Annotated in this window: 32 protein-coding genes and 1 pseudogene; 12 read left to right on the forward strand and 21 right to left on the reverse strand. The window is 58.6% G+C overall.

Going from position 1 to position 25,108, the window contains the following annotated elements:
- Positions 1-25: 25 nt before the first annotated feature.
- Entirely contained in the window at positions 26-874 is an 849-nt protein-coding gene (locus tag AC3IUE_RS14975) for an MBL fold metallo-hydrolase (protein WP_489268422.1), read from the reverse strand.
- A 110-nt stretch (positions 875-984) separates the two neighbouring features.
- Positions 985-1,956 carry a quinone oxidoreductase family protein gene (locus AC3IUE_RS14980; protein ID WP_489268424.1) on the reverse strand — a complete coding sequence of 324 codons (972 nt, stop codon included), beginning with the start codon at positions 1,954-1,956 and terminating at the stop codon, positions 985-987.
- A gap of 101 nt (positions 1,957-2,057) precedes the next feature.
- On the opposite strand from AC3IUE_RS14980, the gene AC3IUE_RS14985 reads away from it, so the two are divergent.
- Both AC3IUE_RS14985 and AC3IUE_RS14990 read left to right on the forward strand, forming a co-directional pair.
- Entirely contained in the window at positions 2,058-2,651 is a 594-nt protein-coding gene (locus AC3IUE_RS14985) for a TetR/AcrR family transcriptional regulator (protein ID WP_489268426.1), read from the forward strand.
- Between the two features lie 26 nt (positions 2,652-2,677).
- Positions 2,678-3,409, forward strand: a complete 732-nt coding sequence (locus AC3IUE_RS14990; RefSeq protein WP_489268428.1) for an SDR family oxidoreductase — start codon at positions 2,678-2,680, stop codon at positions 3,407-3,409.
- Between the two features lie 146 nt (positions 3,410-3,555).
- On the opposite strand, the gene AC3IUE_RS14995 is transcribed toward AC3IUE_RS14990, so the two are convergent.
- Positions 3,556-3,765, reverse strand: coding sequence for a hypothetical protein (locus AC3IUE_RS14995; RefSeq protein WP_056739825.1), 210 nt, complete (start codon positions 3,763-3,765; stop codon positions 3,556-3,558).
- Between the two features lie 109 nt (positions 3,766-3,874).
- Between AC3IUE_RS14995 and AC3IUE_RS15000 the strand changes: the two are divergent.
- Positions 3,875-4,294 (forward strand): annotated as a pseudogene (locus AC3IUE_RS15000) (TetR/AcrR family transcriptional regulator); the annotation flags it as partial.
- Here the strand turns inward: AC3IUE_RS15000 and AC3IUE_RS15005 are convergent.
- From AC3IUE_RS15005 to AC3IUE_RS15040, 8 genes are all read right to left on the reverse strand, one after another.
- Positions 4,291-4,575, reverse strand: a complete 285-nt coding sequence (locus AC3IUE_RS15005) for a hypothetical protein (RefSeq protein ID WP_046047412.1) — start codon at positions 4,573-4,575, stop codon at positions 4,291-4,293. The pseudogene AC3IUE_RS15000 and the gene AC3IUE_RS15005 sit on opposite strands and share 4 nt — an antisense overlap.
- Before the next feature lie 310 nt (positions 4,576-4,885).
- Positions 4,886-5,116: a hypothetical protein gene (locus AC3IUE_RS15010; protein ID WP_007946177.1), complete on the reverse strand. Its 231-nt coding sequence runs from the start codon at positions 5,114-5,116 to the stop codon at positions 4,886-4,888.
- Positions 5,117-5,243: 127 nt separating this feature from the next.
- Complete coding sequence (locus AC3IUE_RS15015) at positions 5,244-5,465, reverse strand: hypothetical protein (RefSeq protein WP_046047413.1); 222 nt, start codon at positions 5,463-5,465, stop codon at positions 5,244-5,246.
- Positions 5,466-5,537: 72 nt separating this feature from the next.
- Positions 5,538-6,578: a DNA topoisomerase IB gene (locus AC3IUE_RS15020; protein WP_489268431.1), complete on the reverse strand. Its 1,041-nt coding sequence runs from the start codon at positions 6,576-6,578 to the stop codon at positions 5,538-5,540.
- 75 nt (positions 6,579-6,653) lie between these two features.
- Positions 6,654-7,733: a molybdenum ABC transporter ATP-binding protein gene (gene modC, locus AC3IUE_RS15025; protein WP_489268433.1), complete on the reverse strand. Its 1,080-nt coding sequence runs from the start codon at positions 7,731-7,733 to the stop codon at positions 6,654-6,656.
- Positions 7,734-7,736: 3 nt separating this feature from the next.
- Positions 7,737-8,417, reverse strand: a complete 681-nt coding sequence (gene modB, locus AC3IUE_RS15030; protein ID WP_489268435.1) for a molybdate ABC transporter permease subunit — start codon at positions 8,415-8,417, stop codon at positions 7,737-7,739.
- Positions 8,418-9,185, reverse strand: coding sequence for a molybdate ABC transporter substrate-binding protein (gene modA / locus AC3IUE_RS15035; RefSeq protein WP_489268436.1), 768 nt, complete (start codon positions 9,183-9,185; stop codon positions 8,418-8,420).
- 264 nt (positions 9,186-9,449) lie between these two features.
- Positions 9,450-10,514 carry an NAD(P)H-dependent flavin oxidoreductase gene (locus AC3IUE_RS15040; protein ID WP_489268438.1) on the reverse strand — a complete coding sequence of 355 codons (1,065 nt, stop codon included), beginning with the start codon at positions 10,512-10,514 and terminating at the stop codon, positions 9,450-9,452.
- A 189-nt stretch (positions 10,515-10,703) separates the two neighbouring features.
- Here AC3IUE_RS15040 and acuI point away from each other — a divergent pair, with 189 nt between their 5' ends.
- Both acuI and AC3IUE_RS15050 read left to right on the forward strand, forming a co-directional pair.
- On the forward strand, positions 10,704-11,687 hold the full coding sequence (gene acuI / locus AC3IUE_RS15045; protein WP_489268440.1) for an acrylyl-CoA reductase (NADPH): 984 nt from the start codon (positions 10,704-10,706) through the stop codon (positions 11,685-11,687).
- A 52-nt stretch (positions 11,688-11,739) separates the two neighbouring features.
- Entirely contained in the window at positions 11,740-12,228 is a 489-nt protein-coding gene (locus AC3IUE_RS15050; RefSeq protein WP_489268442.1) for a GyrI-like domain-containing protein, read from the forward strand.
- On the opposite strand, the gene ada is transcribed toward AC3IUE_RS15050, so the two are convergent.
- The 6 genes from ada to AC3IUE_RS15080 form a co-directional block, all read right to left on the reverse strand.
- Positions 12,192-13,265 carry a bifunctional DNA-binding transcriptional regulator/O6-methylguanine-DNA methyltransferase Ada gene (ada, locus tag AC3IUE_RS15055; RefSeq protein ID WP_489268851.1) on the reverse strand — a complete coding sequence of 358 codons (1,074 nt, stop codon included), beginning with the start codon at positions 13,263-13,265 and terminating at the stop codon, positions 12,192-12,194. The two genes, AC3IUE_RS15050 and ada, sit on opposite strands and share 37 nt — an antisense overlap.
- An 87-nt stretch (positions 13,266-13,352) precedes the next feature.
- Positions 13,353-14,033 (reverse strand): DNA oxidative demethylase AlkB, encoded by a 681-nt coding sequence (alkB, locus tag AC3IUE_RS15060; RefSeq protein WP_489268444.1) that lies wholly within the window; start codon positions 14,031-14,033, stop codon positions 13,353-13,355.
- Complete coding sequence (locus tag AC3IUE_RS15065) at positions 14,023-14,727, reverse strand: 2OG-Fe(II) oxygenase (protein ID WP_489268446.1); 705 nt, start codon at positions 14,725-14,727, stop codon at positions 14,023-14,025. The genes alkB and AC3IUE_RS15065 overlap by 11 nt, the downstream gene beginning before the upstream one ends.
- Positions 14,724-15,230: a methylated-DNA--[protein]-cysteine S-methyltransferase gene (locus AC3IUE_RS15070; RefSeq protein WP_489268448.1), complete on the reverse strand. Its 507-nt coding sequence runs from the start codon at positions 15,228-15,230 to the stop codon at positions 14,724-14,726. The genes AC3IUE_RS15065 and AC3IUE_RS15070 overlap by 4 nt, the downstream gene beginning before the upstream one ends.
- 126 nt (positions 15,231-15,356) lie before the next feature.
- Positions 15,357-15,533: a hypothetical protein gene (locus AC3IUE_RS15075; RefSeq protein WP_156400794.1), complete on the reverse strand. Its 177-nt coding sequence runs from the start codon at positions 15,531-15,533 to the stop codon at positions 15,357-15,359.
- Positions 15,534-15,561: 28 nt separating this feature from the next.
- On the reverse strand, positions 15,562-15,864 hold the full coding sequence (locus tag AC3IUE_RS15080; protein WP_024164534.1) for a DUF1883 domain-containing protein: 303 nt from the start codon (positions 15,862-15,864) through the stop codon (positions 15,562-15,564).
- A 212-nt stretch (positions 15,865-16,076) separates the two neighbouring features.
- Here AC3IUE_RS15080 and AC3IUE_RS15085 point away from each other — a divergent pair, with 212 nt between their 5' ends.
- Both AC3IUE_RS15085 and AC3IUE_RS15090 read left to right on the forward strand, forming a co-directional pair.
- Positions 16,077-16,433: a hypothetical protein gene (locus AC3IUE_RS15085; RefSeq protein WP_489268450.1), complete on the forward strand. Its 357-nt coding sequence runs from the start codon at positions 16,077-16,079 to the stop codon at positions 16,431-16,433.
- A 71-nt stretch (positions 16,434-16,504) separates the two neighbouring features.
- Positions 16,505-16,735, forward strand: a complete 231-nt coding sequence (locus AC3IUE_RS15090; protein WP_008155098.1) for a hypothetical protein — start codon at positions 16,505-16,507, stop codon at positions 16,733-16,735.
- 11 nt (positions 16,736-16,746) lie between these two features.
- Here AC3IUE_RS15090 and AC3IUE_RS15095 read toward each other — a convergent pair whose 3' ends face one another.
- Complete coding sequence (locus tag AC3IUE_RS15095; RefSeq protein WP_056740098.1) at positions 16,747-17,028, reverse strand: hypothetical protein; 282 nt, start codon at positions 17,026-17,028, stop codon at positions 16,747-16,749.
- A gap of 138 nt (positions 17,029-17,166) precedes the next feature.
- Complete coding sequence (locus AC3IUE_RS15100; RefSeq protein WP_489268453.1) at positions 17,167-17,355, reverse strand: hypothetical protein; 189 nt, start codon at positions 17,353-17,355, stop codon at positions 17,167-17,169.
- A gap of 266 nt (positions 17,356-17,621) precedes the next feature.
- Here AC3IUE_RS15100 and galU point away from each other — a divergent pair, with 266 nt between their 5' ends.
- On the forward strand, positions 17,622-18,461 hold the full coding sequence (gene galU / locus AC3IUE_RS15105) for a UTP--glucose-1-phosphate uridylyltransferase GalU (RefSeq protein ID WP_056739849.1): 840 nt from the start codon (positions 17,622-17,624) through the stop codon (positions 18,459-18,461).
- A 130-nt stretch (positions 18,462-18,591) separates the two neighbouring features.
- Positions 18,592-19,950 carry a glutathione-disulfide reductase gene (gorA, locus tag AC3IUE_RS15110; protein WP_429509727.1) on the forward strand — a complete coding sequence of 453 codons (1,359 nt, stop codon included), beginning with the start codon at positions 18,592-18,594 and terminating at the stop codon, positions 19,948-19,950.
- Here the strand turns inward: gorA and AC3IUE_RS15115 are convergent.
- Positions 19,947-20,966 carry a DNA-binding protein gene (locus AC3IUE_RS15115; protein ID WP_489268455.1) on the reverse strand — a complete coding sequence of 340 codons (1,020 nt, stop codon included), beginning with the start codon at positions 20,964-20,966 and terminating at the stop codon, positions 19,947-19,949. The genes gorA and AC3IUE_RS15115 overlap by 4 nt on opposite strands.
- A gap of 178 nt (positions 20,967-21,144) precedes the next feature.
- Between AC3IUE_RS15115 and AC3IUE_RS15120 the strand changes: the two genes are divergently transcribed.
- From AC3IUE_RS15120 to ahpF, 3 genes are all read left to right on the forward strand, one after another.
- The gene (locus AC3IUE_RS15120) at positions 21,145-22,089 is read left to right on the forward strand and encodes a site-specific integrase (RefSeq protein ID WP_489268457.1); all 945 of its coding nucleotides are present in this window, start codon (positions 21,145-21,147) and stop codon (positions 22,087-22,089) included.
- Positions 22,090-22,234: 145 nt separating this feature from the next.
- A complete protein-coding gene (gene ahpC / locus AC3IUE_RS15125; RefSeq protein ID WP_489268459.1) occupies positions 22,235-22,798 on the forward strand; it encodes an alkyl hydroperoxide reductase subunit C in 564 nt (187 codons plus the stop codon).
- Between the two features lie 140 nt (positions 22,799-22,938).
- Entirely contained in the window at positions 22,939-24,501 is a 1,563-nt protein-coding gene (ahpF, locus tag AC3IUE_RS15130; RefSeq protein WP_489268461.1) for an alkyl hydroperoxide reductase subunit F, read from the forward strand.
- A gap of 68 nt (positions 24,502-24,569) precedes the next feature.
- On the opposite strand, the gene gloA is transcribed toward ahpF, so the two are convergent.
- The gene (gene gloA / locus AC3IUE_RS15135; RefSeq protein WP_056739858.1) at positions 24,570-25,091 is read right to left on the reverse strand and encodes a lactoylglutathione lyase; all 522 of its coding nucleotides are present in this window, start codon (positions 25,089-25,091) and stop codon (positions 24,570-24,572) included.
- Positions 25,092-25,108: the final 17 nt, after the last annotated feature.

The raw sequence follows: 25,108 nt of genomic DNA on the forward strand, positions 1-25,108 counted from the left end.
GGGAGGTAGACGAAAGCGCCCGGCTCTAAACTTCGAACCAGAACGCCGCTCCGTCACGCTTCACGTGGCCAGCCGTCGGCGCGGCATAGTGGGTGCCGATAACCAGAATCGGCTGGTCGGCCCACTCGGCGAACATCTTCGCGCGGGTGACCGCCGCGACTTGGGCGTCGCTGTCGAAGCTCGTCGCCCAGTCGGGGTGCGCCATTTGGCAAGGATGGTGGGTTAGGTCGTCGGTGATTACCGCGTTCTGCCCTTGCGATTCGATCATCACACTGACATGACCTGGGGTGTGCCCGGGGGTTGGCGTCAGGCGCACCTCGGGCGAGATGCAGTGATCCATCTCAACCAGGTCGACCAGGCCGGCGTCGAATATCGGCCGCACGCTGTCTCCCATGACCGCTTGCTGCTCATCGTCGCCTTCGTTGCTCCAGTGCTCGAATTCGCGCTTGCCGATCAGGTACCGCGCCTTGGGGAAGGTCGCGACCCACTTGCCATCTACCAACATGGTGTTCCAGCCCACGTGATCCACGTGCAGGTGGGTGCAGACCACGAAGTCCACACTGTCTGGTTCCCAGCCCGCATCCGCCAGATGTTGCAGGAACGGCGTCGCCAGCGGATTTCCACCCGTCAAATGGCGCGGCTTGTCGTTGCCGATGCAGGTGTCAACCACCAGCCTCAGCCCCGACGCCTCCACTAGCGGCGCTTGGACGGCCGCGATGAGGGTGCCATCCTCCGTGGCGAAGTGCGGGAAGAGCCAGGGGCTGGGTTTTAGCGTCTCCGGCGTCGCCTCGGGCAGGAGGGCGCCATCGGGAAAGGGGATCACGATCTCGACCACACAGGTAATTTTCACTGAGCCCACCTGCCAACTCAACATAACGTTCTCCTCATGGTTGTATCGCGTCGAGGAAACCTCGTCCGCTCATCGCCTGACCCGCTTCGGCCAAGGCACATCGATCGCACCAAAATATCCGCTTGTCATATCGGTCACATCGTTAGGACAACCTTGCCAAATGGCCGGTCTTCGATCAGATGGCGCAGGGCTTCGCCTGCTTCGGCGAAGGAGAAGATCCGCTCGACGATCGGCTTGACGGATCCACCCACGACCAGCGGGATGATGTCCTGCCACGCCGTAGCGATCGTGGCCGGTGATTGGGCGAACAGCGAGAAGCCGGTCATCCGCGCGCGTTTCCAGATCAGGTCAGTCAAATCGATCGTGGTTTTACGTCCCGCGGAGTAGCCCAACGTGATCAAGACGCCACCGAGACTGAGGCTACTTAGCGCCTCGCTGGTCACGCTTGCGCCGATGCTATCTATTACGATATCGACGCCCTTGCCGGCCGTTATTCGGTGAACACCGTCGGCGAGGCCTTCCGAGGTGAGGTCAATCACGTCTTCGAAACCAAGCTCGCGTGCCCTGGCCGCTTTGGCCGCGCTGCCCGCCGTCGAGATCACCTTGCCGGCGCCCTGTGCCCGCGCGAGCTGATAGGTCGCGTTGCCGACTGACCCGCCAATTCCAGGAGCCAGCACCGTCTTGGCCGGCGCGAATCCGGCCTGTGTCAGTGTGATCTGCGCGGTCAGATAGGCCACCGGAATGCTGGCCGCGACGACATCGTCGATCGCGTCGGGCACAAGCATCAGATGCTCAGGTCTCACCAGCAGCCATTCTTGCCACGTGCCATTCTCACCAACGCCATAGGGTCCCGTGAACATCACGCGGCCTCCCACCGCGAGCCCGGAGTCGCCTGCGTCCTCAATGACACCCACGCCCTCATTACCAAGCACCAACGGCGCCTTGGCCCGAGGGTGTCCATCCGACAAGACCGTGTATTCGAGCGGCGTGACGCCGGCGACCGTTACGCGGACCAGCACCCGGTCCTGAGCCGGTTGCGGCTTGGGTAATTCAACCTGCCGCAACCCGTCATAGCCCGAAAAGGTTTCCGCCTCGATCGCACGCATGGCCGCTCTCCATTAAGTTACAGACCTGTAAGTTATTTGTGAGTTGATGACAGGTCTGTTACTTTGTCAATCAGAAAATCGGAATAAGCGGAGCGTGCGATATGAAGTCAGAAACCCGACCCCGGCGGGGTGCCCCGCCAAAGGGCGAAGTCAGTGCACGCGAGCGTATCCTTACGACGGCGAGCGACTTGTTCTACCGTGAGGGCATCCGCGCCATCGGTGTTGACACGATCGTCGAGCAATCCGGTGTGTCGAAGACGAGCCTCTATCGCCTGTTTGGCTCCAAGGACGATTTGATCGCCGCTTTCGCCGCCGAAAAAAATCGGTTGTTCTGGGCGTGGTGGGACCGCACGGAGGAGCTGCACGCTGATGACCCGCACGCTTTGCTGGAGGCGCTCCTGTCTAGAATAGTGGAGCGGATCGGGAGCCCCGATTACCGCGGCTGTCCGCTCCTGAACCTGATGACGGAGTTTCCTGACGACAACCATCCCGGCCGGGTCATCGCTCGGGGTAATAAGGACGAATTGCGGGTGAGACTTGCGACCATCGTTGCCAAGCTTGGCGTTGCTGATCCCACCCGTGTCGCGTCTCAACTAGCGCTGCTCATCAATGGAGCGTACGTCACCGGCCTAATTGCTGAATCGGCTGATTTGAGGGGCGACCTCGTCGATGCCGCCATGAAATTGTTGGCATAACTCCGTCATCAACAGGAGTAATAACTGTGGGTAAATTACAGGGCAAAGTGGCGGTCATTACAGGTGGCACCACAGGCATAGGCTTCGCAGCGGCGAAGCTCTTCGTCGAAGAGGGGGCCTACGTCTTCATTACTGGCCGTCGTCAGAAGGAGCTTGATGACGCGGTGAAAGCGATTGGTGACAACGTTACCGGCATCCAGGGAGACGTCTCCAATTTGGCTGACCTTGATCGACTCTACGAAACCGTCAAGGCAGAAGGGCGCCGAATCGACGTCATCTTCGCCAATGCCGGCCTGGCTGAGTTGTGTGCCTTGGGCAGCATCACCGAAGAACATTTTGACAAACTGTTTAACGTCAACGTGAAGGGAACGCTGTTCACAGTCCAGAAGGCCCTCCCGCTATTGAATGACGGCGCCTCCATCATTCTCACGGGCTCAGTCGCCAGCGCCAAAGGGACAGCTGCTTTCTGGGTTTACGGCGCGACCAAGGCTGCCATCCGCAATTTCGTGCGAGGTTGGACCGTCGAGTTGAAGGACCGCCGCATTCGCTCAAACGTGCTGAGCCCGGGTCCGACCGAGACACCTTTGGTGGACCAGCAGCCTCCCGAGGCTATTGCGAGTATCGTATCCACCATCCCGATGGGACGCATGGGCTCTCCAGAGGAGATTGCCAAGGCCGCGCTATTCCTTGCCTCGGATGATTCCAGTTTCGTCACGGGAATCGAACTATTCGTCGATGGCGGCAGAGCGCAGATCTGACGGGTACAACCTTCCGCAAATTTGTTTAATTATTAGTGTGTCGAGTTGATTACGACGTCGGGCACCATTTTAAATCAAGGGTTTGCGAGCGAAAGCTGATGCAAACCCTTGTTTGTTTCTGGTCCGCTATTTTGAGTTGACCACGGCTATTGATCCCGGCCGCTAGCCCCTGGAGCAGCGCCGCGTCGATCTTCGCCAGCAGGGTTGCCGGTGTCGACAAGCCTTCTCTCTACCAAGACATTTTGAAGGGCCTGGCGGGCTGCAGCGTCTAGCTGGTCCTCTCTCTCCTTGAGTTCAAGCAAGATAGGGCTGGACCAGGTGCGATAGGTTTTCTCGGTATCTCGAATTGATGTCATCTGTCCCCTCCTTGATGAGTGACCGCCAACACCGTCGGCGCAATTTTGGTTCGATAGAACCCTAGTCGAGAAATCTGTTTGCCGCCAAAAATGGCGGGATGCCAGGGGCAGTATCGAAGAGGCGTTGGGTGCAGTCGAGGACGCGCAAGGATTGCAAGCAGCCTATTCGGAGCTGCTCGATCAGTATTACGAGATCGTTTTTGCGACACCGGCGATGCGTGATATCTGGTCCGGGATGCAGGCAGACAAACAGCTCATGGCGTTGGAACTGCAGGAGAGTCGTATTGCGGGCGGGTTATTGGCTGATGCGATGCTTTGGGTATTTCCCGACAGCGATGCGTTGCGGGTTCGGGAATCTGCGTTTCTGATCTGGCATCTGGGGGAGGCGACGATGCGGCTGTCCATCACCTGTGCACCCGAGGAGGGGCGTGGTCTGGTCGAAGCCTTCAAGCGCATGTCGTTGCTGGAAATCATGGCGCCAGCGGCCGGATCGAGTGAATTCGATTCAGCCGCCGAAGCTGTCAGTTAAACGAAAGGTTGACCGGTAAAACCACGAGGCAATCGTTGCAGTCCTTCCATTGCGGTGAGCCGTTCGACCCAAGCCGCGCGCCAGTCATTGGCTGTATGCGTAACTTTGGCTTTGCGTGCGGCGCGGCGTGCAGCGTTGCGCTGGTCTTTGCGCGCATCCTTGAACGCGTCGGTGTTGCGGCAGCTTCTGCATTTCACCCGGGTAAGTTCGCTGGTTGAAACGAGTTTGCTGCCTTTGTGACCGCAGGCCAGATGCCCGCCGACTTTGAAGTGAGTAACCATCAGACGCCTCCTTCGTGACGTGTGATCGTTTGACCTCCGCCGTACGGTGACGTTCGTTGCCTGCGTAATGGGCAAAAAAAAAGGCCCGCATGCGGGCGGGCCAGGGAGATTCTTCAAAGGAGTCCGATCAATCTAGAGCCTGAGATGTGAATGCAGTGTGAAACAGATCGCGCAGCCATAAAAAAGCCCAGCGTCAGGCTGGGTTGGGGATGTAGCAGGAAGTGTTCAGGCAAGGACGCACCCGGTGACGATAAGGTCGCCGTTCATGCGTCCTGAATCAGGCCGTGTCCTTGAGGATGTCCAGATCGAATCATCTGAATCGCGGCAGGGGCGGGTCGACAGGTTTGAGCGACGACAGCGTATTGCGAATCAGTGGCGTGTCCTTCTCGATGTCGTTCAGACGATCACGGATTCTGAGGGCCGTCGGGTGCCCGCCTTGATGATCGACCCAGTCGGCGATTTCCTTGCATGCCGCTGCCAGGCGAGCCTGACGGGAGTCGAGCAGGGTGAGCAGGGTGGTGATGGACTCTTTTTCGGACATGGCAAACACCTCCGTTCAAGAAACCTTTAATTGGCAGCAAAAAGCCCGCGGGGGAGCGAGCTGTCTGCCGATGGGGTCGCTAATCCTTCAGCTTTTTTCAGTATAGACCCGTGAAAGGCAGGTAGCATCAGCCTTCTCGGACCGTCACTTGCGACCTGGCATTGAGCTGCCGGCATTCACGCCGGGCGTCTTCTTCATGGTCGAAACCGTCACCGATGAAGCCACGGGTTCGAGTATCGGCGATGCGATACCAGACGGCGGCATCGGGTGGTGGATGGTTGGTATCTCCGGCTCGGCGGCCATAGATGATGATCTTGTTGCAACGCTTCACAACGAAAATGTCTTCCATGGCCTCACCACAGCTAATTCAGGTTCACAACAACTATAGAAGTCATTTGCGATCGTGCAAAAAATAGACAGGTCAGTTCGTCGCTTCAACGGTTGCGAGCATCTTCTCCAAAAACACCGCAAGCCCGACTTCCTCTGCCCTGAGCCCTTTTCGCGCTCGTGGTCTGGGCAGCTCAGCCAACGCCCCCAAAAGAAAACCATCGAGCACCGCCGGGTGGATGTAGCACTTGCGGCAGACTGCCGGAGTGTTACCCAATTGCTTGGCAACGTTCTTGACCATCTCCACCACATGCCGTTTGGCGTCCGACTCGGGTTCCCACTGCAGTTCCCGCAAAACCGCCAACGCCAGCGCGCTGCCGGCCCAGGTGCGGTAGTCCTTGGCAGTGAAGTCGGCACCGGTGAGGGTTTGCAGGTAGGCGTTGACGTCGGAGGAGCTGACGGTGTGCCGCTCACCGTTTTCATCCAGGTACTGAAACAGGTTTTGTCCGGGAATTTCCAGGCAACGTTTGATAATCCGCGCCAGGCGTCGGTCTTTCACGGTGATCTGGTGCTCGACGCCGCTCTTGCCACGGAACTGGAACAGGATCGCGTTGCCGTTGACCTCGACGTGACGGTTGCGCAGGGTGGTCAAGCCGTAGGAGCGGTTGTCCCGAGCGTACTGGGTGTTGCCGACCCGGATCAGCGTCGCATCGAGCAAGGTGATGACCGTGGCCATGACTTTGTCGCGACTGAAGCCGGGAGCCGCCAGCAGTGCTTCAAGCTGTTTGCGCAGTTTCGGCAGCGCCAGCCCAAAGTCCCGCAAACGTGAGTACTTGTCGGCATCACGTACTTCTCGCCAGCGCGGGTGATAACGGTATTGCTTGCGGCCTCGGGCATCACGACCGGTAGCTTGCAGATGGCCGCGCGGGTCGGCACAGATCCACACATCGGTGTAGGCCGGGGGCACGGCGAGGGCATTGATGCGTTTGATTTCGTCTTGATCGGTAATGCGTTGACCCGCGGGGTCGAAGTAGCAGAACTTGTCGCGCAGTTTCTTGCGGGTGATGCCGGGCTGGGTGTCATCGACGTAATGCAGGTCGGATGGCAGCACATCGGGCAGCGCGGTATCGGGCATGGCGGTAGTCCTTGGCGAGGGAGCAGGGGCCGTTACAGCCATTGACCGCGCGCCGTTGCAGTCGTGCCAGCGGATTTATGCCAGCACCGCCACCGCCTTGATCTGTGCCCAGAGTTGCTGACCGGGGTGCACGCCCAATTGGTCCCGGGAGTAGCGAGTGATTCGCGCCAGCAGCGGTGTGCCGCCAGCGTCCAGACGGATCAGCACATGGGCGGCATTGTCCGCACCCATTTCACTGATCACGGTGACCGGCAGGCGATTGAGGATGCTGCTGTGCTCGACGCTTTGCAGACTCAGGCTGACATCCCGCGCCTGAACTTTGCAGCGCAGCGCCTGACCCAGGGTCATCGGTGAGTGAGCCACCCGAATGTTCAGGGTGTTGTCGGGCAGTTGCAGCGTCAGCAAATGATAGTCTGTGTCATAGGCACTGACGTGCCCCTCGATCACCACGCCGGCGTCATCGCCCAGCGCCAAGGGTAAGTCGAGACGGGCCAGGGTTTCTCCGATAGCACCGCTGGCCAGCGCCTTGCCTTCACTCAGCAAGACGATGTGATCGGCCAATCGCGCCACTTCATCCTGGGAATGGCTGACGTACAGCACCGGGATGTCCAGTTCATCATGCAGTCGTTGCAGGTAAGGCAGGATTTCGTTTTTGCGTTGGCTATCCAATGCCGCCAGCGGCTCGTCCATCAGCAACAGTTTCGGGCTGGTGAGCAGGGCGCGCGCGATGCCGACCCGCTGCCGTTCACCGCCGGAAAGGTGCTGCGGATGGCGATCCAGCAAGTGGCCGATCCCGAGCAGTTCAGTCGCGTGTGCCATGTCGACCCGCCGCTGTTGGCGAGGAATGCGCTTGAGACCGAATTCCAGATTGGCCAGCACCGACAGATGGGGAAACAGGCTGGCTTCCTGGAAGACGTAACCCAGCGCACGTTTGTGTGGTGGCACGAAAATCTTCTTGTCGCTGTCCTGCCAGACTTCATCGTTGACCTGGATGAAACCCTGCTCGGCCTTCTCCAGGCCAGCAATGCAGCGCAGGCAGGTGGTCTTGCCTGAACCGGAATGACCGTAAAGGGCAGTGACGCCGCGACCGGGCAATTGCAGATCCACCTCCAGGGCGAACCCTGAATACTTCAGTTTCAGACGCGTATGAATCATCGATCAGCTCCAGCCCGCTTTGGTTTTACGGCTGGAGTAGAGCGCCAGCAACACAATAAAGGAGAACACCAGCATCGCCCCGGCCAGCCAATGGGCCTGGGCGTATTCCATGGCTTCGACGTGGTCGTAGATCTGCACCGAGACCACGCGGGTCTTGTCGGGAATATTGCCGCCGATCATCAGCACCACGCCGAACTCACCCACGGTGTGGGCGAAACCGAGAATGGCAGCGGTGATGAAACCGGGGCGGGCCAGCGGCAGGATCACGCTGAAAAACGTGTCCCAGGGATTGGCGCGTAAGGTCGCGGCCACTTCCAATGGGCGAGTGCCGATGGCAGAAAAAGCGTTTTGCAGTGGCTGGACCACGAACGGCATCGAGTAGAGCACCGAGCCGATCACTAACCCCGCAAAACTGAAAGTGAGGGTGCCGAGGCCCAGTGATTGGGTGAAGTGGCCGATAAACCCGTTAGGGCCGAGTGCCAGCAACAAATAAAAGCCAATCACCGTCGGCGGCAGCACCAGGGGCAGGGCGACGACCGCCCCGACCGGGCCGCGCACCCACGAGCGGGTGCGCGACAGCCACAACGCAATCGGAGTGCCGATGACCAGCAGGATAACCGTCGTCAGCGACGCCAGTTTCAGGGTCAGCCAGATGGCGGAAAAGTCGGCACTCGATAGCGTCATTTAGAGTTGGTAACCGTAGGATTTGATGACTGCGGCGGCTTTCGGACCTTTGAGGTAGTCAACCAGCGCCTTGGCAGCCGGGTTGTCCTTGCCCTTGTTGAGGATTACCGCATCTTGTTTGATCGGGTCGTGCATGTCGGCTGGAACGATCCAGGCCGAGCCGCCGGTGACTTTGCCGTCTTTGTAGATCTGCGACAAGGCCACAAAACCCAGTTCGGCGTTACCGGTGGAGACGAATTGGTAGGCCTGGGTGATGTTCTGGCCTTCAACGATCTTGGTTTTGACCTTGTCGGTCAGGCCCAGCTTGGCCAGCACCTGAGTAGCGGCCAGACCGTAAGGCGCCGCTTTCGGGTTGGCGATGGACAGATGCTGATACTGGTTGTCGCTCAACACTTTGCCCTTGGCATCGACGTAACCTTCTTTCGCCGACCACAGCGCCAGGGTGCCGACGGCGTAGGTGAAGCGCGAGCCCTTGACCGTGTCACCTTCGGTTTCGAGTTTTTGCGGGGTGGTGTCGTCCGCCGAGAGGAACACTTCGAACGGTGCGCCGTTCTTGATCTGGGTATAGAACTGGCCGGTGGCACCAAAGGAGGTGACCAGTTTATGCCCGGTGTCTTTTTCGAAATCGGCGGCGATCGCCTGAATCGGTGCAGTGAAGTTGGCGGCGACGGCGACCTGGACTTCGTCCGCCTGGGCGGACCCGAAAGCGAACACTGCCAGCAGGGTTGCCAGGCAGGTGGGGGCAAAACGTGAGGCACGAATGGTCATGAAACGGCTCCGTTGTAGGCAAGTGCAGCGAGGGGGGGTAAACGCTATATAGCGGAATATATAGCGAAATGCCTGCAAACGGAATGTGTTGAATGCGCGTTATTGAGGCCACGCTGAACCTTGTAGCAGCTGGCGCAGCCTGCGTTCGGCCGCGAAGCGGTCGTAAAACCAGACACCGCGGTCTTTCAGGCTAACCGTGGCAGCTGGATTTACGACTGCTGCGCAGCCGAACGCAGCCTTCGGCAGCTGCTACACGGACGTGCGTTACCGACCCACCAATTTCGCCAATCCTTCCTCAGCCAGACGCCGGGTCAGTTCACCCGTGGTCATTTCAACGCCCAGCGTGAATGCCTGACCCGCCCAGAGATTGCTGAAATCCGCTTCCCCCTTGGCCCGCAATGGCATCAGCGCACCACCCGCCAGCGGGAAGGCTGGTGCTTTTGCGCTCATCGGCCCGAGTTCGCGCATCACCCGATTGAGAATGCCGCGCGCCGGGCGTCCGGTGAAAATGTTAGTGACGGCTGTCTCACTTTCCTTGGCGGTGCGCAACGCCTTGTGATGAGAGGCGCTGACCTTGGCCTCTGGCGTGAACAAGTACGCCGTGCCCACTTGCACCGCCGAGGCCCCCAACAGGAAAGCCGCCGCGACGCCTCGTGCATCGGCAATCCCGCCGGCAGCAATCACCGGCACTTTCACCGCATCGACAATCTGCGGCACCAGCGCAAAGAGGCCCACCTGGCTGCTCAGATCATCACTGAGAAACATGCCCCGATGGCCACCGGCTTCGTACCCCATGGCGATGATCGCGTCACAGCCCTGCTGTTCGAGCCAGATGGCCTCTTCGACAGTGGTGGCCGATGAGAGAATTTTCGCTCCAGTGGCTTTCACGCGGTCCAGCAGGGACCTTTCCGGCAGGCCGAAGTGGAAACTCACGACTTCGGGGCGAAACTCTTCGACCACTTCGCAGGCCGCGTTATCGAACGGTGCTCGATTGGACACCGGCGTCGGCGCGTCGAAGTCCACGCCAAGTTCCCGGTAATAGGGTTCCAGCAGATTCTTCCAGTCTCGAGCGCGTTGCTCATCGGCGGCGGGAGTTTGATGGCAGAAGTAGTTGACGTTAATCGGGAGCTGAGTGTGTTGACGAATCGTTTTCAGTTCCTCGCGCAACTGATCGATGCTCAACATGGCGGCAGGCATCGAGCCCAGGCCGCCAGCGTTACTGGCTGCGATAACCATGGCCGAACCGGTCGCGCCGGCCATGGGCGCCTGGATGATCGGCAGCTCAATGCCAAGCAGGTCAAGAATGCGGGTATCTGGCCATTTGCTCATTTGAGGGGTTCTCCGACGTCATAACAGGGCAGGGACGGTAGGACCGTTTTTGTATCAGTTATGACGGACATAAGGCCAGTCGAGTTTTCGTTTCGTATGCCACTCTTGGCTTAAAGTCGAGTACGGTGAAATGTTGCTATGTGTTATTTCAACTGCACAACAACTCAGTGATTCCATCTGGAGGCAGCAATGTTCCAAGGCATATTGATCGACAAAGACGACAGCGGTTACCGGGCCACACTGCAAGAGATCAATGACGATCAACTGCCCGAGGGCGATGTGACGGTGCGTGTGGCGTACAGCACGCTGAACTTCAAGGATGGCCTGGCGATCACCGGCAGCAGCCCGGTGGTGCGAAAATTCCCGATGGTGCCGGGGATCGATCTGGCGGGTACTGTCGAAGTCAGTGGGCATCCGGACTACAAGGTCGGTGATCAGGTCGTACTCAATGGCTGGGGTGTTGGCGAAGGACATTGGGGCGGACTGGCGCAGAAGGCTCGCTTGAACGGCGACTGGTTGATTCCGCTACCCAAGGCATTCACCACGGCGCAAGCGATGGCCATCGGCACGGCGGGTTACACGGCGATGCTGAGCATCCTGGCGCTGGAACATAATGGCGTGACGCCCGATCAAGGCGAAGTATTGGTCACCGGCGCCAATGGCGGTGTAGGCAGTTTCGCCATCGCACTGCTGAGCAAGCTCGGCTATCGGGTGGTCGCGTCCACTGGCCGCACCTCCGAACACGATTACCTCAAGCAACTCGGCGCCAGCGAAATCATCGACCGCGCCACCCTGTCCGAGCCGGGCAAACCCTTGGCCAAGGAGCGTTGGGCGGCGGTCATCGACTCGGTCGGCAGCCACACGTTGGCCAATGCCTGTGCCAGCACGAAGTCCAACGGCACTGTCGCCGCGTGTGGCCTGGCGCAAGGCATGGACTTCCCGGCTTCAGTCGCACCGTTCATTTTGCGCGGTGTGACCCTGGCCGGGATCAACAGCGTGACTCAGCCCAAAGCCAAGCGGATACTGGCCTGGAATCGTCTGGCCAAGGATCTAGACTTCACCTTGCTGCCGCTGATCAGCCACGAAATCGGTTTGAGCGAAGTGATCGAGGCTGCACCGCGATTGCTCGCCGGTCAATTGCGTGGGCGGGTGGTGGTCGACGTCAATCGTTGACTGTCTCACCGCCAATCAAACAGACAAACGACAGAGACAAGGACTATCGACCATGGATGTAAAGCAGCGTGAAGTGCGGCCCTTTAGCGTCTCGGGTCTGCAAGTGCGCACCTGCAATGCCGCAGAGCATCAACCAGACACTGCGCGTATCGGCCCGATGTGGGAACAATTCTTCGTTGAGCAAATCTTCGACAAGATCGCCCACAAACAGCCGGATTCCTTTGTGTACGGCGTCTATTCCAACTACGAATCCGACGCTTCGGGCCACTTCGATGTGACTGCGGGGGTGGCGGTCACTGCGCCCTCCGAGGACTTTCCCCAGGTTCAGGTGGAGGGAGGCGAATACCTGGTGTTCAGCGCCAAAGGGCCGATGCCGGACAGTGTCATTCAGACGTGGGGCCTGATCTGGGCCTACTTTAAGGACAACCCGCAGGTTTGCCGCTCGTTCGCCACAGACTTCGAGGTCTATACCAGTCCGGATTCAGTGTCGGTCTATATCGGCATTCAGGACTCAGACGGGTTTTCGCGCTCAAGCAACTGACGCTTGCGTTCCACACCCCAGCGATAGCCCGACAGGTTGCCGTCGCTGCGCACCACGCGGTGGCACGGAATCGCCACTGCCAGGTTGTTCGCGCCGCAGGCTTGAGCCACGGCGCGCATCGCTTTTGGCGCGCCGATTCGCTGAGCGATATCGGCGTAGCTGGCGGTGCAGCCGGCGGGAATCTCCCGCAGGGCTTGCCAGACCCGTTCTTGAAAAGCGGTACCACGAACATCCAGCGGCAAGTCCAGGCCCAGGGCCGGCGCTTCGATAAAACCAACCACCTTGGCGATCAGTTGCTCGAACGTGTGATCGGCGCCAATCAGATTCGCCCGTCGAAACTTGTCCTGCAGATCGCAGACCAGTTGGTGCGGGTCATCGCCCAGCAGGATCGCGCAAACACCACGCTCACTCTGCGCCACCAGAATCGCTCCCAGGGAACATTGGCCGACGGCAAAACGAATGTCGTTGTTCTGACCGGCGGCGCGGTAATCACCGGGTTTCATGCCCAATAGCTGATCGGCGGCTTCATAGAAACGGCTGTTGGAGTTGAAGCCGGCGTCATACAGCGCGTCGGTCACCGAGTCTCCGTCCGCGAGACGCTCACGGACCCTGCGTGAACGATGGGCCGCGGCGTAACCCTTGGGTGTCAGACCGGTTACCGCTTTGAATACCCGATGGAAGTGAAAGCTACTCAGGCCCGCAGCAACAGCCAGTTCGCTCAGGACAGGCAGATTCTCCGCGGTTTCGATCTGGCGGCAAGCGGCCGCCACGGTCGCAGCATGTTGCGCGGCGATGTCGCTTTGATCTTTCGCGGCGCGTTTGCTGGGGCGATAACCCGCCGCCTGGGCCTGCTCGGCGGTGTCGAAGAATTCGACGTTCTGCGGTTTCGGCAAGCGCGCCAGGCTGCTGGGGCGGCAGTAAATGCCGGTGGTTTTCACCGCATACACAAACTGTCCGTCTGCCCGGGGATCACGCGCGACGACGGCGGCCCAGCGAGGATCGTTCTCGGTGGCAATCTTTGTCGAATGGCTTGTCATGGCTTCATGTCCGTTGATCCGTTTCATGCAGATTAACCAGCCGACGGGGTCGCTGCACCCCGGGTCTTGCGGTCGAATTCGAAGGCTTCATCCGGCGGTACGAAAGGTGAAGTTGATCCGTTGCTCGCCCAGTCGCGGGTGTTGGCCGTCCTTGATCGGCAAGACCCCGTGATAACGCAAACGATCCACGCCACCCCAGACCACAATGTCGCCATGCAACAGCGGCACTCGTTGGCTTTTATCGCTGCGCTCGAAGCCGCCGAACAGGAACATTGCCGGTAATCCCAAGGACACTGAAACGATGGGCGCTGCGTAGGAAACTTCGTCTTTGTCCTGGTGCAATGACATCTTGGCCCCGGGAACATAGCGGTTGATCAGGCAGGAATCAGGCACGAAATCCACAAACCCTGCTTCCCGCGCCGCCGCTTGCGCCAGTTCGAGAAACACCTCGGGCATTTTCGGCCAGGGATTTCCGGTCAGCGGATCATGGCGTGTATAGCGATAACCGCTGCGGTCGGTGGTCCAGCCCAGCGTGCCGCAACTGCTCAAGGCGACCGACATGGTAAAGCCCCCGGGCGTGATCATCTGCCGAAACGGTGCCGCCGCCAGAACCGCGTCCAGTGCGGGCAGCAACTGATCCAGCCAGGGCAGGGCAAAACCTCTGAGGACGCAAGACTGTTCGCCGATCCGATCGAGCCTGGATTGCTGCTCGGGTTCCGCGTCGGCAAACAAGTCGAAGGTGATCGGGCTCATGGGGTCATAACGCATCGTGAAAGATGATTCCAAGGGTATGCCGTTTTCCACTGTGCAGGCGACTCACGCCGTGGCGCAGGGTGACCCGGTAATAGCCACGAACGCCTTTGACCGGTCGTTGGTTGACGGCAAAGATCAGTGCGTCACCTTTCTTCAGGCCAATGACCTGTGGGCGCGACTGCATCCGTGGGCGCTGTTCCGTCAGCACGAACTCGCCGCCGGTGAAATCGTCGTCCGGTTCTGACAGCAGAATCGCCACTTGCAGCGGGAAGACGTGTTCGCCGTACAGGTCCTGATGCAAGCAGTTGTAGTCCTGCGGTCCATATTGCAGCAACAACGGTGTCGGGCGTTCCTGACCGGCGTCATGGCAGCGTTCGAGGAACGCTTCGTGGGTTTCAGGGAAACGGGTCGGCAGGTCCATCTGCTCGTACCAGCGATTGGCAATTGGCACCAATCGAGGATAGAGCGCACTGCGCAAGCGGGCGACGACATCTGGCAACGGGTATTTGAAGTATTTGTACTCGCCACGGCCAAAGCCGTGACGAGCCATGACCACTTGCGAGCGAAACGGCTCGGGGCGGGCATACAGAGCGCTGATTTCATCGCATGCCTTGTGGCTTAAAAGCGACCTGATGATCGCGCAGCCATCCTGATCGAGTTGTTGTGCCAGCGCTTCCCAGTCCAGTCCGTCGAGAAATTGTGCACTCATTGCTGTGCCTCACGCTCCAGCAGTTGCCGTTTGCGCTCCAGCCCCCAACGGTAGCCGCCGAGGCTGCCATCCTGACGCAGCACTCGATGGCACGGCACGATCACCGCCAGCGGGTTCGCTCCGCAGGCATTGGCCACCGCCCGAAAAGCCGTGGGTTGCCCCAGTTGTCGGGCGATGTCCTGGTAGCTGGCGGTTTCACCTATCGGTATTTGTCGCAGGGCATTCCAGACTCGCCGTTGAAACACGCTGCCCGTCAGATCCAGCGGCAAATCCAGGGCGGAGTGCGGATCTTCGAGGTGGCGCAGGGTTTGCTCCAGCGCAGGCATCAAGCCTTCATCGCGCTGCGGTGCTTGTTGGCCGGGGAAGCGTCGCGAAAGATCGCGTTCCAGCATTGCCAGGTCATCACCGATCAGCAGCGCACACAGACCCTCGGCGCTGAACGCGAGCAGCAAGACGCCAAGGCTGGAAGTGCTGCTGATGAAGCGAATCGAGGAAGTAGACATGTTCTGACTCCTTAACCAAAGGTTGAGGTGGCCAGTCTAGGGAGCGAGGCTGGAGTGAACACTCCGGCGCTTGCGGTTGAATTCGAGAGGCGGGAGCAGACGTCCATGTTGTCGCTCCAGATCCCGTTACAACGCTTTGCTGACGCTTATTTCGCTGATGACGTCGTCGCTCGAACCATGAAGAGCATCCAGCGCGGCCTTGGCTTCTTCTTCGGTGCCGTTTTCAAGCTGGGCAAATTCGAAGCGACGCTCACCATTGAGTTTGTATTTGATGACGTATTTGGTCGTTTGGGCCACGGTCATACCTGCTGTCTTGGTGTTTGGGTGTCACTCAGCTCAGTTTCGTGCTGGAGCGGCGGATGATCTTGATGGTGTGAGTCAGGGTCGGTTTGCGAGTCACGCTGATCGGCCGGCGGTTGACCGTGTCGATGGTGATGTTCCAGAAACCGGTGCTCGGTGCAGTAATCCGGGCAGGGAAAGTGTCGAATGCTCCACCATGGTAAGTGTGGCGGCCGCCATTCTTGAAGCTGCGGAAATTGGCGTCGTTCATCAAGCGGATATTGCATGTTTGGGAGCATTGAATGACGACGATGTCGTCTTCGTTGAGGTGCTCGCGCTGGTGGATAAATTTCATGAGGCGCCTCCAGAAGGGCTTTTTCTACAAAATCAAAACGATAGCATGTGCGATTGGCGCAGTTTATCAGCCCGAACGGGTTATTATCCGGTCGTCGAGGTCTGCTTTGACAATTAAAAACAGTTATACGGAATTCTATGAGCGATAAACGCAGCAAGCCTCGGAGAAAAACAGCATTTGTACTGTCGGAGTGTCTTTATCGGAGGTGTTGTATGAAGTGGGGTGTACTGGTCCTGCCTATGGCGATAGCGATGAGTGGTTGTGCGAGTGTCTCGGAGATCAATCAGACGCTGCCGACCATGAGCGTGATTTCAGGCAAGAAGCCTCATGAGTACGCGCAATGCCTGACCGAAAAGCTGGCCAGCAGCCGGGGAGCCCTGCAAGTCGAGCCGCACAAGGACGGTATGCGAGTCATCGTTCCGCAGAAGTTCTCCTCGGGCCCGGCCGCCGTATTTGATATCGAAGACCGCTCCGGCGGCAGCAGCATCAAATTGCATGAGCGCATCTCCAATGTGCCGTTGCGCCCCATGGATGTACGCAATGCCGCTACGGCGTGCATTTCCGGCTGATAGACTGTCGCCCGTCAGCACCGATGCCGCCAAAGCCGCGCTTTGGCGGCATTGTCATTTCTGGAGTGAGCATGAAGCGAGAGCAGGTACGGGAGCGCCATGCAGAGGGTCACATCTCTGCCACCCACGTGATTCAGAATCCGGCGAATCCGGGAGAATGGATCGTGTTTTTCAAGAAAAGCGCCGGGCGCAGTTATTTTCTGGTGGATGAAAACGATGAAGTCGAATCCTTCAGTAGCCTCGATGAATTGATCGAGACGGTGCGCGGCCTCGGGATCAAGTTCGCCGAAATTCACATGTAGGGCAGGGTGCCTTACTTGCAGACCACCACGACGCTGCGGTTCTTGTAGTTGCCGACGTCGACACCCAGCGTCTTGTCGCTTTCCTTGGTCGAAGGTGTTCCGTCGGTACCGACGATCCGATAGCCGGTGCCAGCGCAAGAGGCATCGGCTTTTTCGTAGCAGGTCGCCCAGGAATTGGCTTCCCCGGAGCAGTCGATGGCCAGGCCTTGCTCGCCGTTGTTCAGGTAGGTTGTTTCGGAAGTGGCGCAGCCGCTCAGGGCCAGCGCCGCGATCAGTGGCAAAAATTTATTCATGTCGTTGTCGTCGTCAGGATGAAGGGGCTGAGCCTGTGACAGCGCTGGCATCAAAAGGTTATAGCGAATGGCCACTTGGTTGCAGGCAATCACAAAAAAGCCCTGCGCGAGCAGGGCTTGGGTCGAGTCGGGTGCTTCTCAGGACTTGTCCTTGCCGCGACGCTTCGGGGCTGGGTGTTCGAGCTCCAATACGGATGCCACTTCAATCGCCGACACTTCGGTAGGGAAAGGCCCGGCGATATTCTCGCCGCTGGCACTGTCTACCCACCACTGGCCGTCTTTCGCCTGATTGATCAGGAACCCGTTGACACTTTTTGCTTCCGACATCTATCTGCCTCGTTGGCTGGTTCAATCGCGCAATGATAGCGCCAAATGCACTCAACGGGTGCTGATGGTGTAGGGTGGTTCGATTCGCGGCCGTGCAGATCTGATGGTCTGTGCTATCTATAAAGGCTGCGGAGCTATCTCGGGAACTATCCGCGAAAATATTTCTCTATGATGGCATCGGTTAGCCAGTGCGGGGCATTGTAAGGTGCACGCCGCCTGATTAGACTGCGCCGAAACTCGTACACACAGCCCTATCAAGGACTTATATGATCAAGAAATGCTTGTTCCCAGCAGCCGGTTACGGTACTCGCTTCCTGCCAGCGACTAAAGCCATGCCCAAAGAAATGCTGCCGGTGGTAAACAAGCCACTGATCCAGTACGGCGTCGAAGAAGCACTGGACGCTGGGTTGACCGAAATTTCCATCGTTACCGGTCGCGGTAAACGCGCTCTGGAAGACCACTTCGATATCAGCTACGAGCTGGAAAACCAGATCAAAGGTACCGACAAGGAAAAATACCTGGTCGGCATCCGTAAACTGTTGGACGAGTGCTCGTTCTCCTACACCCGTCAGACCGAAATGAAAGGCTTGGGCCACGCGATCCTGACTGGCCGCCCACTGATCGGTGACGAACCGTTCGCGGTAGTGCTGGCGGACGACTTGTGCGTCAACCTCGAAGGCGATGGCGTCCTGACCCAGATGGTCAAGCTGTACGAGCAGTATCGCTGCACCATCGTTGCGATCCAGGAAGTGGATCCGCAGGAAACCAACAAGTACGGCGTGATCGCTGGCGAGCTGATCGCTGATGATTTGTACCGCGTTCGCAACATGGTCGAAAAACCAGCCCCGGAAGACGCACCGTCGAACCTGGCGATCATCGGTCGTTACATCCTGACGCCGGATATTTTCGAGCTGATCAAACAAACCGAGCCAGGCAAAGGCGGCGAGATTCAAATCACCGACGCCCTGATGAAGCAGGCGAAAAACGGTTGCGTGATTGCCTACAAGTTCAAGGGCCAACGTTTTGACTGCGGTGGCGCTGAAGGCTACATCGAGGCCACCAACTTCTGCTTCGAGAACTTCTACAAGACTGGCAAGGCTTACTGATAGCCTTTGACCCACTTGTATTGAAAAGCCACCTTCGGGTGGCTTTTTCATTTTCCGTCCCCATATCGATTGCAGCGCTTGCCCAGCGGACGTCTGCGGGTATGCTTGTGGACTGCCGAGGAGATTGAAAATGGCCTACGATTTTGACCTTTATGTGATTGGCGCCGGTTCCGGCGGTGTGCGGGCTGCGCGTTTTGCTGCCGGTTTTGGCGCGAAAGTGGCCGTGGCGGAGAGCCGCTATCTGGGCGGCACTTGTGTGAACGTCGGCTGTGTGCCGAAGAAGCTGCTGGTCTACGGCGCACACTTCGCCGAAGACTTCGAGCAGTCTTCGGGTTTTGGCTGGACACCGGGCGAAGCGAAATTCGATTGGGCGACGCTGATCGCCAACAAGGATCGCGAGATCAATCGCCTGAACGGCATCTATCGCAATCTGCTGGTTAACAGCGGCGTGACCTTGCATGAAGGCCACGCCAAAATCGTTGATCCGCACCAGGTCGAGATCAATGGCGAGCGCTATACCGCCAAGAACATCCTGATTGCTACCGGTGGATGGCCACAGATTCCGGAAATTCCCGGGCATGAGCACGCAATCAGTTCCAACCAGGCGTTCTTCCTCAAAGAACTGCCCAAGCGCGTTCTGGTGGTAGGCGGTGGTTACATCGCCGTCGAATTCGCCGGGATCTTCCACGGTCTGGGCGCCGACACCACGTTGCTTTATCGCGGTGAACTGTTCCTGCGCGGTTTCGACGGTGCGGTGCGCAAACACCTGCAAGAAGAGCTGACCAAGCGCGGCATGAACCTGCAATTCAACGCCGACATCGAACGTATCGACAAGCAGTCCGATGGCAGCCTGAAGGTGACCCTCAAGGACGGCCGTGAGCTGGAAGCGGATTGTGTGTTCTACGCCACCGGTCGACGTCCGATGCTCGACAATCTTGGGCTGGAAAACACCGGGGTCAAACTCGACAAGAAAGGTTTCGTCGAGGTCGACGAGCAGTATCAGACGGCTGAGCCGTCGATCCTGGCGCTTGGCGATGTGATCGGTCGGGTTCAGCTGACGCCGGTGGCGTTGGCCGAAGGCATGGCCGTTGCGCGTCGCTTGTTCAAGCCTGAGCAATACCGCCCGGTCGATTACAAGATGATCCCGACCGCAGTATTCAGCTTGCCGAACATCGGCACGGTTGGTTTCACCGAGGAAGAGGCCCGGGAGGCCGGTCACGATGTGGTGATCTTCGAAAGCCGCTTCCGTCCAATGAAACTGACCCTGACCGAATGCCAGGAACGCACCTTGATGAAGTTGGTGGTGGACGCCAAGACCGACAAGGTTTTGGGCTGTCACATGGTCGGTCCGGAGGCTGGGGAAATTGTGCAGGGCTTGGCGATCGCCTTGAAAGCGGGTGCCACCAAGCGCGATTTCGATGAAACCATCGGCGTGCACCCGACTGCCGCCGAAGAGTTCGTCACCATGCGCACGCCGGTCGCAGGTTAATCGTCCTTTTGGGGCTCTGATGCGTCTGGCGCTGTCGCAATGACGGCCGCCAGGCGCACGCTCTCATCGAGGCTCGCCTGAGTCTTGAGCAACTCAATTTCCAGCGCTTTGTTTATCTGCGACTGCTCGTCAACGCTCTGTTTCAACGACTGGCTTTCCAGCAGGGCAGCGCGCAAGCGTTCCTGGAGGAGGGTGCGCTCGCTGTCGATACGGTTGACCTGTTCCAGCAACTGATCCTGTCGAGCGTTGGTTTGCTTGAGTTGATCCTGCAGCAGGCTCAACTCTCTCAGGGTGCCACGGTTCTCCGTTAACAAACGCTCGTTGTCGCGGTGCAGTTGCGTGATCTCATCCTGGCGCACCAATGCGCTCTGCTGGGCCTGGCGCAATTCCATCTGAATCTGCTGCACCTGGCTTTCGTGGCGGCGTTGTTCCTGCTCGCGCTGTTCTTTGACGGCGTTGCGATAATGTTCCAGGGCATCGCGAGCGTGCAGGTGTTTCTCTTCAAGGGAGCGGATCTGCTCTTCCTTGTCTTGCAAGCGTAACTCGAAATCGGCCAGCGCCTGGTTCAGGCCGGCGTTGCGGGTTTGCTCGGTCTGCAGCATGGCACCGGTTTCTTGCAGGGCCTCGGACTCTTGGGTCAGTGCCAGACTTTGAATCTCGTACTGCTGATGCAATTCGCCATTGGCTTGTTGAGCTTCCTTCAGCTGTATTTCCAACTCTTTTCGCTGCTGATCGAACTGCGCGCGTGCCTGATCGATGGGTTCTTGCGCCTGTTCCTTGAGGCGTTGCGCAAGGCGTGAGACCAAGCCTGCCAGCTCATCATCAATGGGCTCGGAAGGCGTTTCGATGCGCTCGCTGCCGTCATCCAGCTCCTTCAAATAGCGGTGGATAGTGGTTTTCGAGCCGGTATTGCCCATCTCGATCCGTACCGCGTCGATGCTGGGGTTTTCACCTCGGGCGAGAATTGCCAAACGTGCCGCTTGCACCACTGCTTTATTAACGCCGCCACGAGCCATGTGTTCTCCTACGATTTCGTACTGTGGTACATGCCACTTAAGTACACAATGTACCACGCTAACGAAAAACTTAAAATACGATGGGTATTCATGCGGGATATACTGGTATTACCCCGTGTGATGAGCCCTGTGGCGCGTTTTCACCCGCCAGAGCGGTACGTTTTAGAGAGTTGAGCCGATGACTGAGCTGGATCGTTACCTGCAAGCCGCCACCCGCGACAACACCCGTCGCAGCTACCGGGCGGCTATCGAGCATTTCGAAGTCAGTTGGGGCGGCTTCCTGCCGGCGACCAGCGACAGCGTGGCGCGCTACCTCGTCGCTCATGCGGGTGTGCTGTCGATCAATACCTTGAAGTTGCGTTTGTCAGCACTGGCGCAATGGCACAACAGTCAGGGTTTTCCTGATCCCACCAAGGCGCCGGTGGTGCGCAAGGTCTTCAAGGGCATTCGTGCGCTGCACCCGGCTCAAGAAAAACAGGCCGAGCCGTTACAACTTCAGCATCTGGAGCAAGTGGTTGCCTGGTTGGAGCAAGAAGCGCAAACCGCACGATCTGTACACGATCAACCGGCTCTGTTGCGGGCCAGGCGCGACAGGGCGCTGATCCTGTTGGGCTTCTGGCGCGGCTTTCGTAGTGATGAGCTGTGCCGGCTACAGATCGAGCATGTGCAAGCGGCTGCCGGCTCAGGCATCACGCTCTATTTGCCGCGAACCAAGAGCGATCGCGAAAACCTCGGCAAGACTTACCAGACGCCGGCGTTGCAGCGCCTGTGCCCGGTGCAGGCGTACATCGACTGGATCACCGAAGCCGCGTTGGTTCGCGGGCCGGTATTCCGAGGCATCGACCGTTGGGGCCACCTGAGCGAGGAGGGGCTGCACGCCAACAGCGTGATTCCATTACTGCGCCAGGCGCTGGAGCGTGCGGGCATCCCGGCCGAGCACTACACCAGTCACTCCTTGCGGCGCGGCTTTGCCACTTGGGCGCATCAGAGCGGTTGGGATTTGAAGTCGTTGATGAGTTACGTGGGCTGGAAGGATATGAAGTCCGCCATGCGCTATGTTGAAGCCAGCCCGTTTCTCGGGATGACACCGCTCGCGGAAAAAACCATTGGCGCTGCTAAGTAAGTTTTCTTCTATTAATACGTACCGCTAATAGCGAAAACCAATGAGCAGCATGAGCTTTGCCAATGAGCCATCCGGCAATCGAGTGGGTAGGATTCACTCCATCAACTTCTCAACCAAACTTTTCAACCCTGACGGAGAGTCATCGATGCCTATCATCAACAGCCAAGTTAAACCGTTCAAAGCTGACGCCTTTAAAAATGGCGACTTCGTAAAAGTGTCGGACGCTGACCTGAAAGGCAAATGGTCTGTCGTGTTCTTCTACCCTGCCGACTTCACCTTCGTTTGCCCGACCGAACTGGAAGACCTGGCTGACAACTACGACGCGTTCCAGAAACTGGGCGTCGAGATCTACAGCGTTTCCACCGATACCCACTTTGCCCACGCTGCCTGGCACAACACTTCGCCAGCCATCAGCAAAATCCAGTACACCATGATCGGCGACCCGACTCACGCCATCTCCCGCAACTTCGACGTACTGATCGAAGACGCTGGTCTGGCTGACCGTGGCACCTTCGTGATCAACCCTGAAGGCCAGATCAAAATCGTTGAACTGAACGATGGCGGCGTTGGCCGTGACGCTTCCGAGCTGCTGCGCAAAATCAAGGCTGCTCAGTACGTCGCTGCTCACCCAGGCCAGGTTTGCCCAGCCAAGTGGAAAGAAGGCGAGGCCACTCTGGCTCCGTCCCTGGACCTGGTCGGCAAGATCTAAGTCTGTGGATCGCATCATCAGGGCGGGTTTCCGCACCTAAGTAAGCTGCAACCGCCCAATAAAAACGCCCGGGCGAGATTCGCTCGGGCGTTTTTTTATGTCGGCTCTTTATGTAACTGCAAAAAAAGGAAATCGCCCGTATGTTGGACGCCAATCTTAAAGCCCAGTTGAAATCGTACCTGGAACGGGTCACCCAGCCGATCGAGATCATTGCCTCCCTCGACGACGGTGCGAAATCCCAGGAAATGCTCGCATTACTCAAAGACGTTGCCAGTCTTTCCAACCAGATTACGTTGCTCGACAACGGTGACGATGCGCGTAAACCATCGTTCTCGATCAACCGCCCGGGTGCCGATATCAGCCTGCGTTTCGCCGGCATCCCGATGGGGCACGAATTCACATCCCTGGTGCTGGCCTTGCTGCAAGTCGGCGGCCACCCTTCGAAAGCCAGTGTTGAGGTGATCGAACAGATCCGCTCGCTCAAAGGCGAGTTCAGCTTCGAGACTTACTTCTCGCTGTCCTGCCAGAACTGCCCGGACGTGGTCCAGGCACTGAACCTGATGGCCGTGCTGAACCCAAACATCCGTCACGTCGCCATCGACGGCGCGCTGTTCCAGGCCGAAGTCGATGACCGTCAGATCATGGCCGTGCCAAGCGTTTACCTGAACGGCGTGAACTTTGGCCAGGGCCGCATGGGCCTGGAAGAAATCCTCGCCAAGATCGACACCAGCGGCATCGAGCGTCAAGCCGAGAAAATCAGCGCCAAAGAAGCCTTCGACGTACTGGTCGTCGGGGGTGGCCCGGCCGGTGCTGCGGCCGCGATCTACGCCGCCCGTAAAGGCATTCGCACTGGCGTGGCGGCTGAACGTTTTGGTGGGCAGGTGCTGGACACTATGGCCATCGAGAACTTCATCTCCGTGCAGGAAACCGAAGGACCGAAACTGGCCGTGGCGCTGGAAGAACACGTCAAGCAATACGACGTCGACATCATGAACCTGCAACGCGCCGACAAGTTGGTGCCGGGCAAGAACGGCGAGTTGCACGAAGTCCACTTCGCCAGCGGCGCGACCTTGAAAGCCAAGACCGTGATCCTGGCGACCGGTGCGCGGTGGCGTGAAATGAACGTCCCGGGTGAGCAGCAATACCGCAACAAAGGCGTGGCGTACTGCCCGCACTGCGACGGTCCGCTGTTCAAAGGCAAGCGCGTGGCGGTGATTGGCGGCGGTAACTCCGGCGTCGAAGCGGCCATCGACCTGGCGGGCATCGTGTCCCACGTAACACTGCTGGAGTTCGACGTGCAGCTGCGCGCCGATGCGGTCTTGCAGCGCAAGTTGCACAGCCTGCCGAACGTCACCGTGATCACCAGTGCGCAAACCACTGAAGTGTTGGGCGACGGTCAGAAGGTCAACGGCCTGCGTTACAAGGATCGTCAGTCGGACGAGTTGCGTACTGTCGAGCTGGAAGGGATCTTCGTGCAGATCGGCTTGCTGCCCAACACCGATTGGCTCAAAGGCACCATCGAGTTGTCGCCTCGCGGCGAGATCATTGTCGATGCCCGCGGTGAAACGTCGATGCCGGGTGTGTTCGCCGCCGGTGACGTGACCACCGTGCCGTACAAGCAGATCGTGATTGCGGTGGGCGAGGGCGCCAAAGCCTCCCTGAGCGCATTCGATCACCTGATCCGGACCTCGGCCCCGGCATAAAACCCGACGCTGAAAACACAAAAAACCCATGAGCGATCATGGGGTTTTTTTGTGGCAGCGAGCTTTTTTTACAGCGGTGCAGGCTGGATGATTTCAACCCAGTACGCATCCGGGTCTTTGATGAACGCCAGGCTCTTCATACGGCCGTCATTCAGGCGTTTCTGAAAATCGCAGCCCAGCGCTTCGAAGCGCTCGCACGCAGCGACGATATCCGGCACCGAGATGCAGATGTGGCCAAAACCGCGCGGGTCGGTGTTGCCGTTGTGGTAAGCGAAATCCGCGTCGTTCTCGGTGCCGTGGTTGTGGGTCAGCTCGAGAATGCCCGGGATCGACTTCATCCACTCGGTGCGCGCAGCGGCGTCGGCCGGGATCTGGTTTTTATCGACCAGCGCCAGGAAGTACAGGCTGAACTCGGCTTCCGGGAAATCGCGTTTTTCCACCAGCGAGAAACCCAAAATGCGCGTGTAGAAATCCAGGGACTTGGTGATGTCCTTGACCCGCAGCATGGTGTGGTTGAAGACGAACTTCTGGGTGGCGGTGTCAGGTTGGGCAGTCACGCCTGGGAAGGTGTTCAATTCGTACAGGCTCATGGGCCCTCCGGAAAATA

It is taken from the genome of Pseudomonas sp. GL_093, from assembly GCF_057837605.1.

Coding starts and splice junctions, on each gene's coding strand:
- AC3IUE_RS14975 (WP_489268422.1), bottom strand. CDS start 874: ATGTTGAGTTGGCAGGTGGGCTCAGTGAAAATTACCTGTGTGGTCGAG.
- AC3IUE_RS14980 (WP_489268424.1), bottom strand. CDS start 1,956: ATGCGTGCGATCGAGGCGGAAACCTTTTCGGGCTATGACGGGTTGCGG.
- AC3IUE_RS14985 (WP_489268426.1), top strand. CDS start 2,058: ATGAAGTCAGAAACCCGACCCCGGCGGGGTGCCCCGCCAAAGGGCGAA.
- AC3IUE_RS14995 (WP_056739825.1), bottom strand. CDS start 3,765: ATGACATCAATTCGAGATACCGAGAAAACCTATCGCACCTGGTCCAGC.
- AC3IUE_RS15005 (WP_046047412.1), bottom strand. CDS start 4,575: ATGGTTACTCACTTCAAAGTCGGCGGGCATCTGGCCTGCGGTCACAAA.
- AC3IUE_RS15010 (WP_007946177.1), bottom strand. CDS start 5,116: ATGTCCGAAAAAGAGTCCATCACCACCCTGCTCACCCTGCTCGACTCC.
- AC3IUE_RS15015 (WP_046047413.1), bottom strand. CDS start 5,465: ATGGAAGACATTTTCGTTGTGAAGCGTTGCAACAAGATCATCATCTAT.
- AC3IUE_RS15020 (WP_489268431.1), bottom strand. CDS start 6,578: ATGCCCGATACCGCGCTGCCCGATGTGCTGCCATCCGACCTGCATTAC.
- modC (WP_489268433.1), bottom strand. CDS start 7,733: ATGATTCATACGCGTCTGAAACTGAAGTATTCAGGGTTCGCCCTGGAG.
- modB (WP_489268435.1), bottom strand. CDS start 8,417: ATGACGCTATCGAGTGCCGACTTTTCCGCCATCTGGCTGACCCTGAAA.
- modA (WP_489268436.1), bottom strand. CDS start 9,185: ATGACCATTCGTGCCTCACGTTTTGCCCCCACCTGCCTGGCAACCCTG.
- AC3IUE_RS15040 (WP_489268438.1), bottom strand. CDS start 10,514: ATGAGCAAATGGCCAGATACCCGCATTCTTGACCTGCTTGGCATTGAG.
- acuI (WP_489268440.1), top strand. CDS start 10,704: ATGTTCCAAGGCATATTGATCGACAAAGACGACAGCGGTTACCGGGCC.
- AC3IUE_RS15050 (WP_489268442.1), top strand. CDS start 11,740: ATGGATGTAAAGCAGCGTGAAGTGCGGCCCTTTAGCGTCTCGGGTCTG.
- ada (WP_489268851.1), bottom strand. CDS start 13,265: ATGACAAGCCATTCGACAAAGATTGCCACCGAGAACGATCCTCGCTGG.
- alkB (WP_489268444.1), bottom strand. CDS start 14,033: ATGCGTTATGACCCCATGAGCCCGATCACCTTCGACTTGTTTGCCGAC.
- AC3IUE_RS15065 (WP_489268446.1), bottom strand. CDS start 14,727: ATGAGTGCACAATTTCTCGACGGACTGGACTGGGAAGCGCTGGCACAA.
- AC3IUE_RS15070 (WP_489268448.1), bottom strand. CDS start 15,230: ATGTCTACTTCCTCGATTCGCTTCATCAGCAGCACTTCCAGCCTTGGC.
- AC3IUE_RS15075 (WP_156400794.1), bottom strand. CDS start 15,533: ATGACCGTGGCCCAAACGACCAAATACGTCATCAAATACAAACTCAAT.
- AC3IUE_RS15080 (WP_024164534.1), bottom strand. CDS start 15,864: ATGAAATTTATCCACCAGCGCGAGCACCTCAACGAAGACGACATCGTC.
- AC3IUE_RS15085 (WP_489268450.1), top strand. CDS start 16,077: ATGAAGTGGGGTGTACTGGTCCTGCCTATGGCGATAGCGATGAGTGGT.
- AC3IUE_RS15090 (WP_008155098.1), top strand. CDS start 16,505: ATGAAGCGAGAGCAGGTACGGGAGCGCCATGCAGAGGGTCACATCTCT.
- AC3IUE_RS15095 (WP_056740098.1), bottom strand. CDS start 17,028: ATGAATAAATTTTTGCCACTGATCGCGGCGCTGGCCCTGAGCGGCTGC.
- AC3IUE_RS15100 (WP_489268453.1), bottom strand. CDS start 17,355: ATGTCGGAAGCAAAAAGTGTCAACGGGTTCCTGATCAATCAGGCGAAA.
- galU (WP_056739849.1), top strand. CDS start 17,622: ATGATCAAGAAATGCTTGTTCCCAGCAGCCGGTTACGGTACTCGCTTC.
- gorA (WP_429509727.1), top strand. CDS start 18,592: ATGGCCTACGATTTTGACCTTTATGTGATTGGCGCCGGTTCCGGCGGT.
- AC3IUE_RS15115 (WP_489268455.1), bottom strand. CDS start 20,966: ATGGCTCGTGGCGGCGTTAATAAAGCAGTGGTGCAAGCGGCACGTTTG.
- AC3IUE_RS15120 (WP_489268457.1), top strand. CDS start 21,145: ATGACTGAGCTGGATCGTTACCTGCAAGCCGCCACCCGCGACAACACC.
- ahpC (WP_489268459.1), top strand. CDS start 22,235: ATGCCTATCATCAACAGCCAAGTTAAACCGTTCAAAGCTGACGCCTTT.
- ahpF (WP_489268461.1), top strand. CDS start 22,939: ATGTTGGACGCCAATCTTAAAGCCCAGTTGAAATCGTACCTGGAACGG.
- gloA (WP_056739858.1), bottom strand. CDS start 25,091: ATGAGCCTGTACGAATTGAACACCTTCCCAGGCGTGACTGCCCAACCT.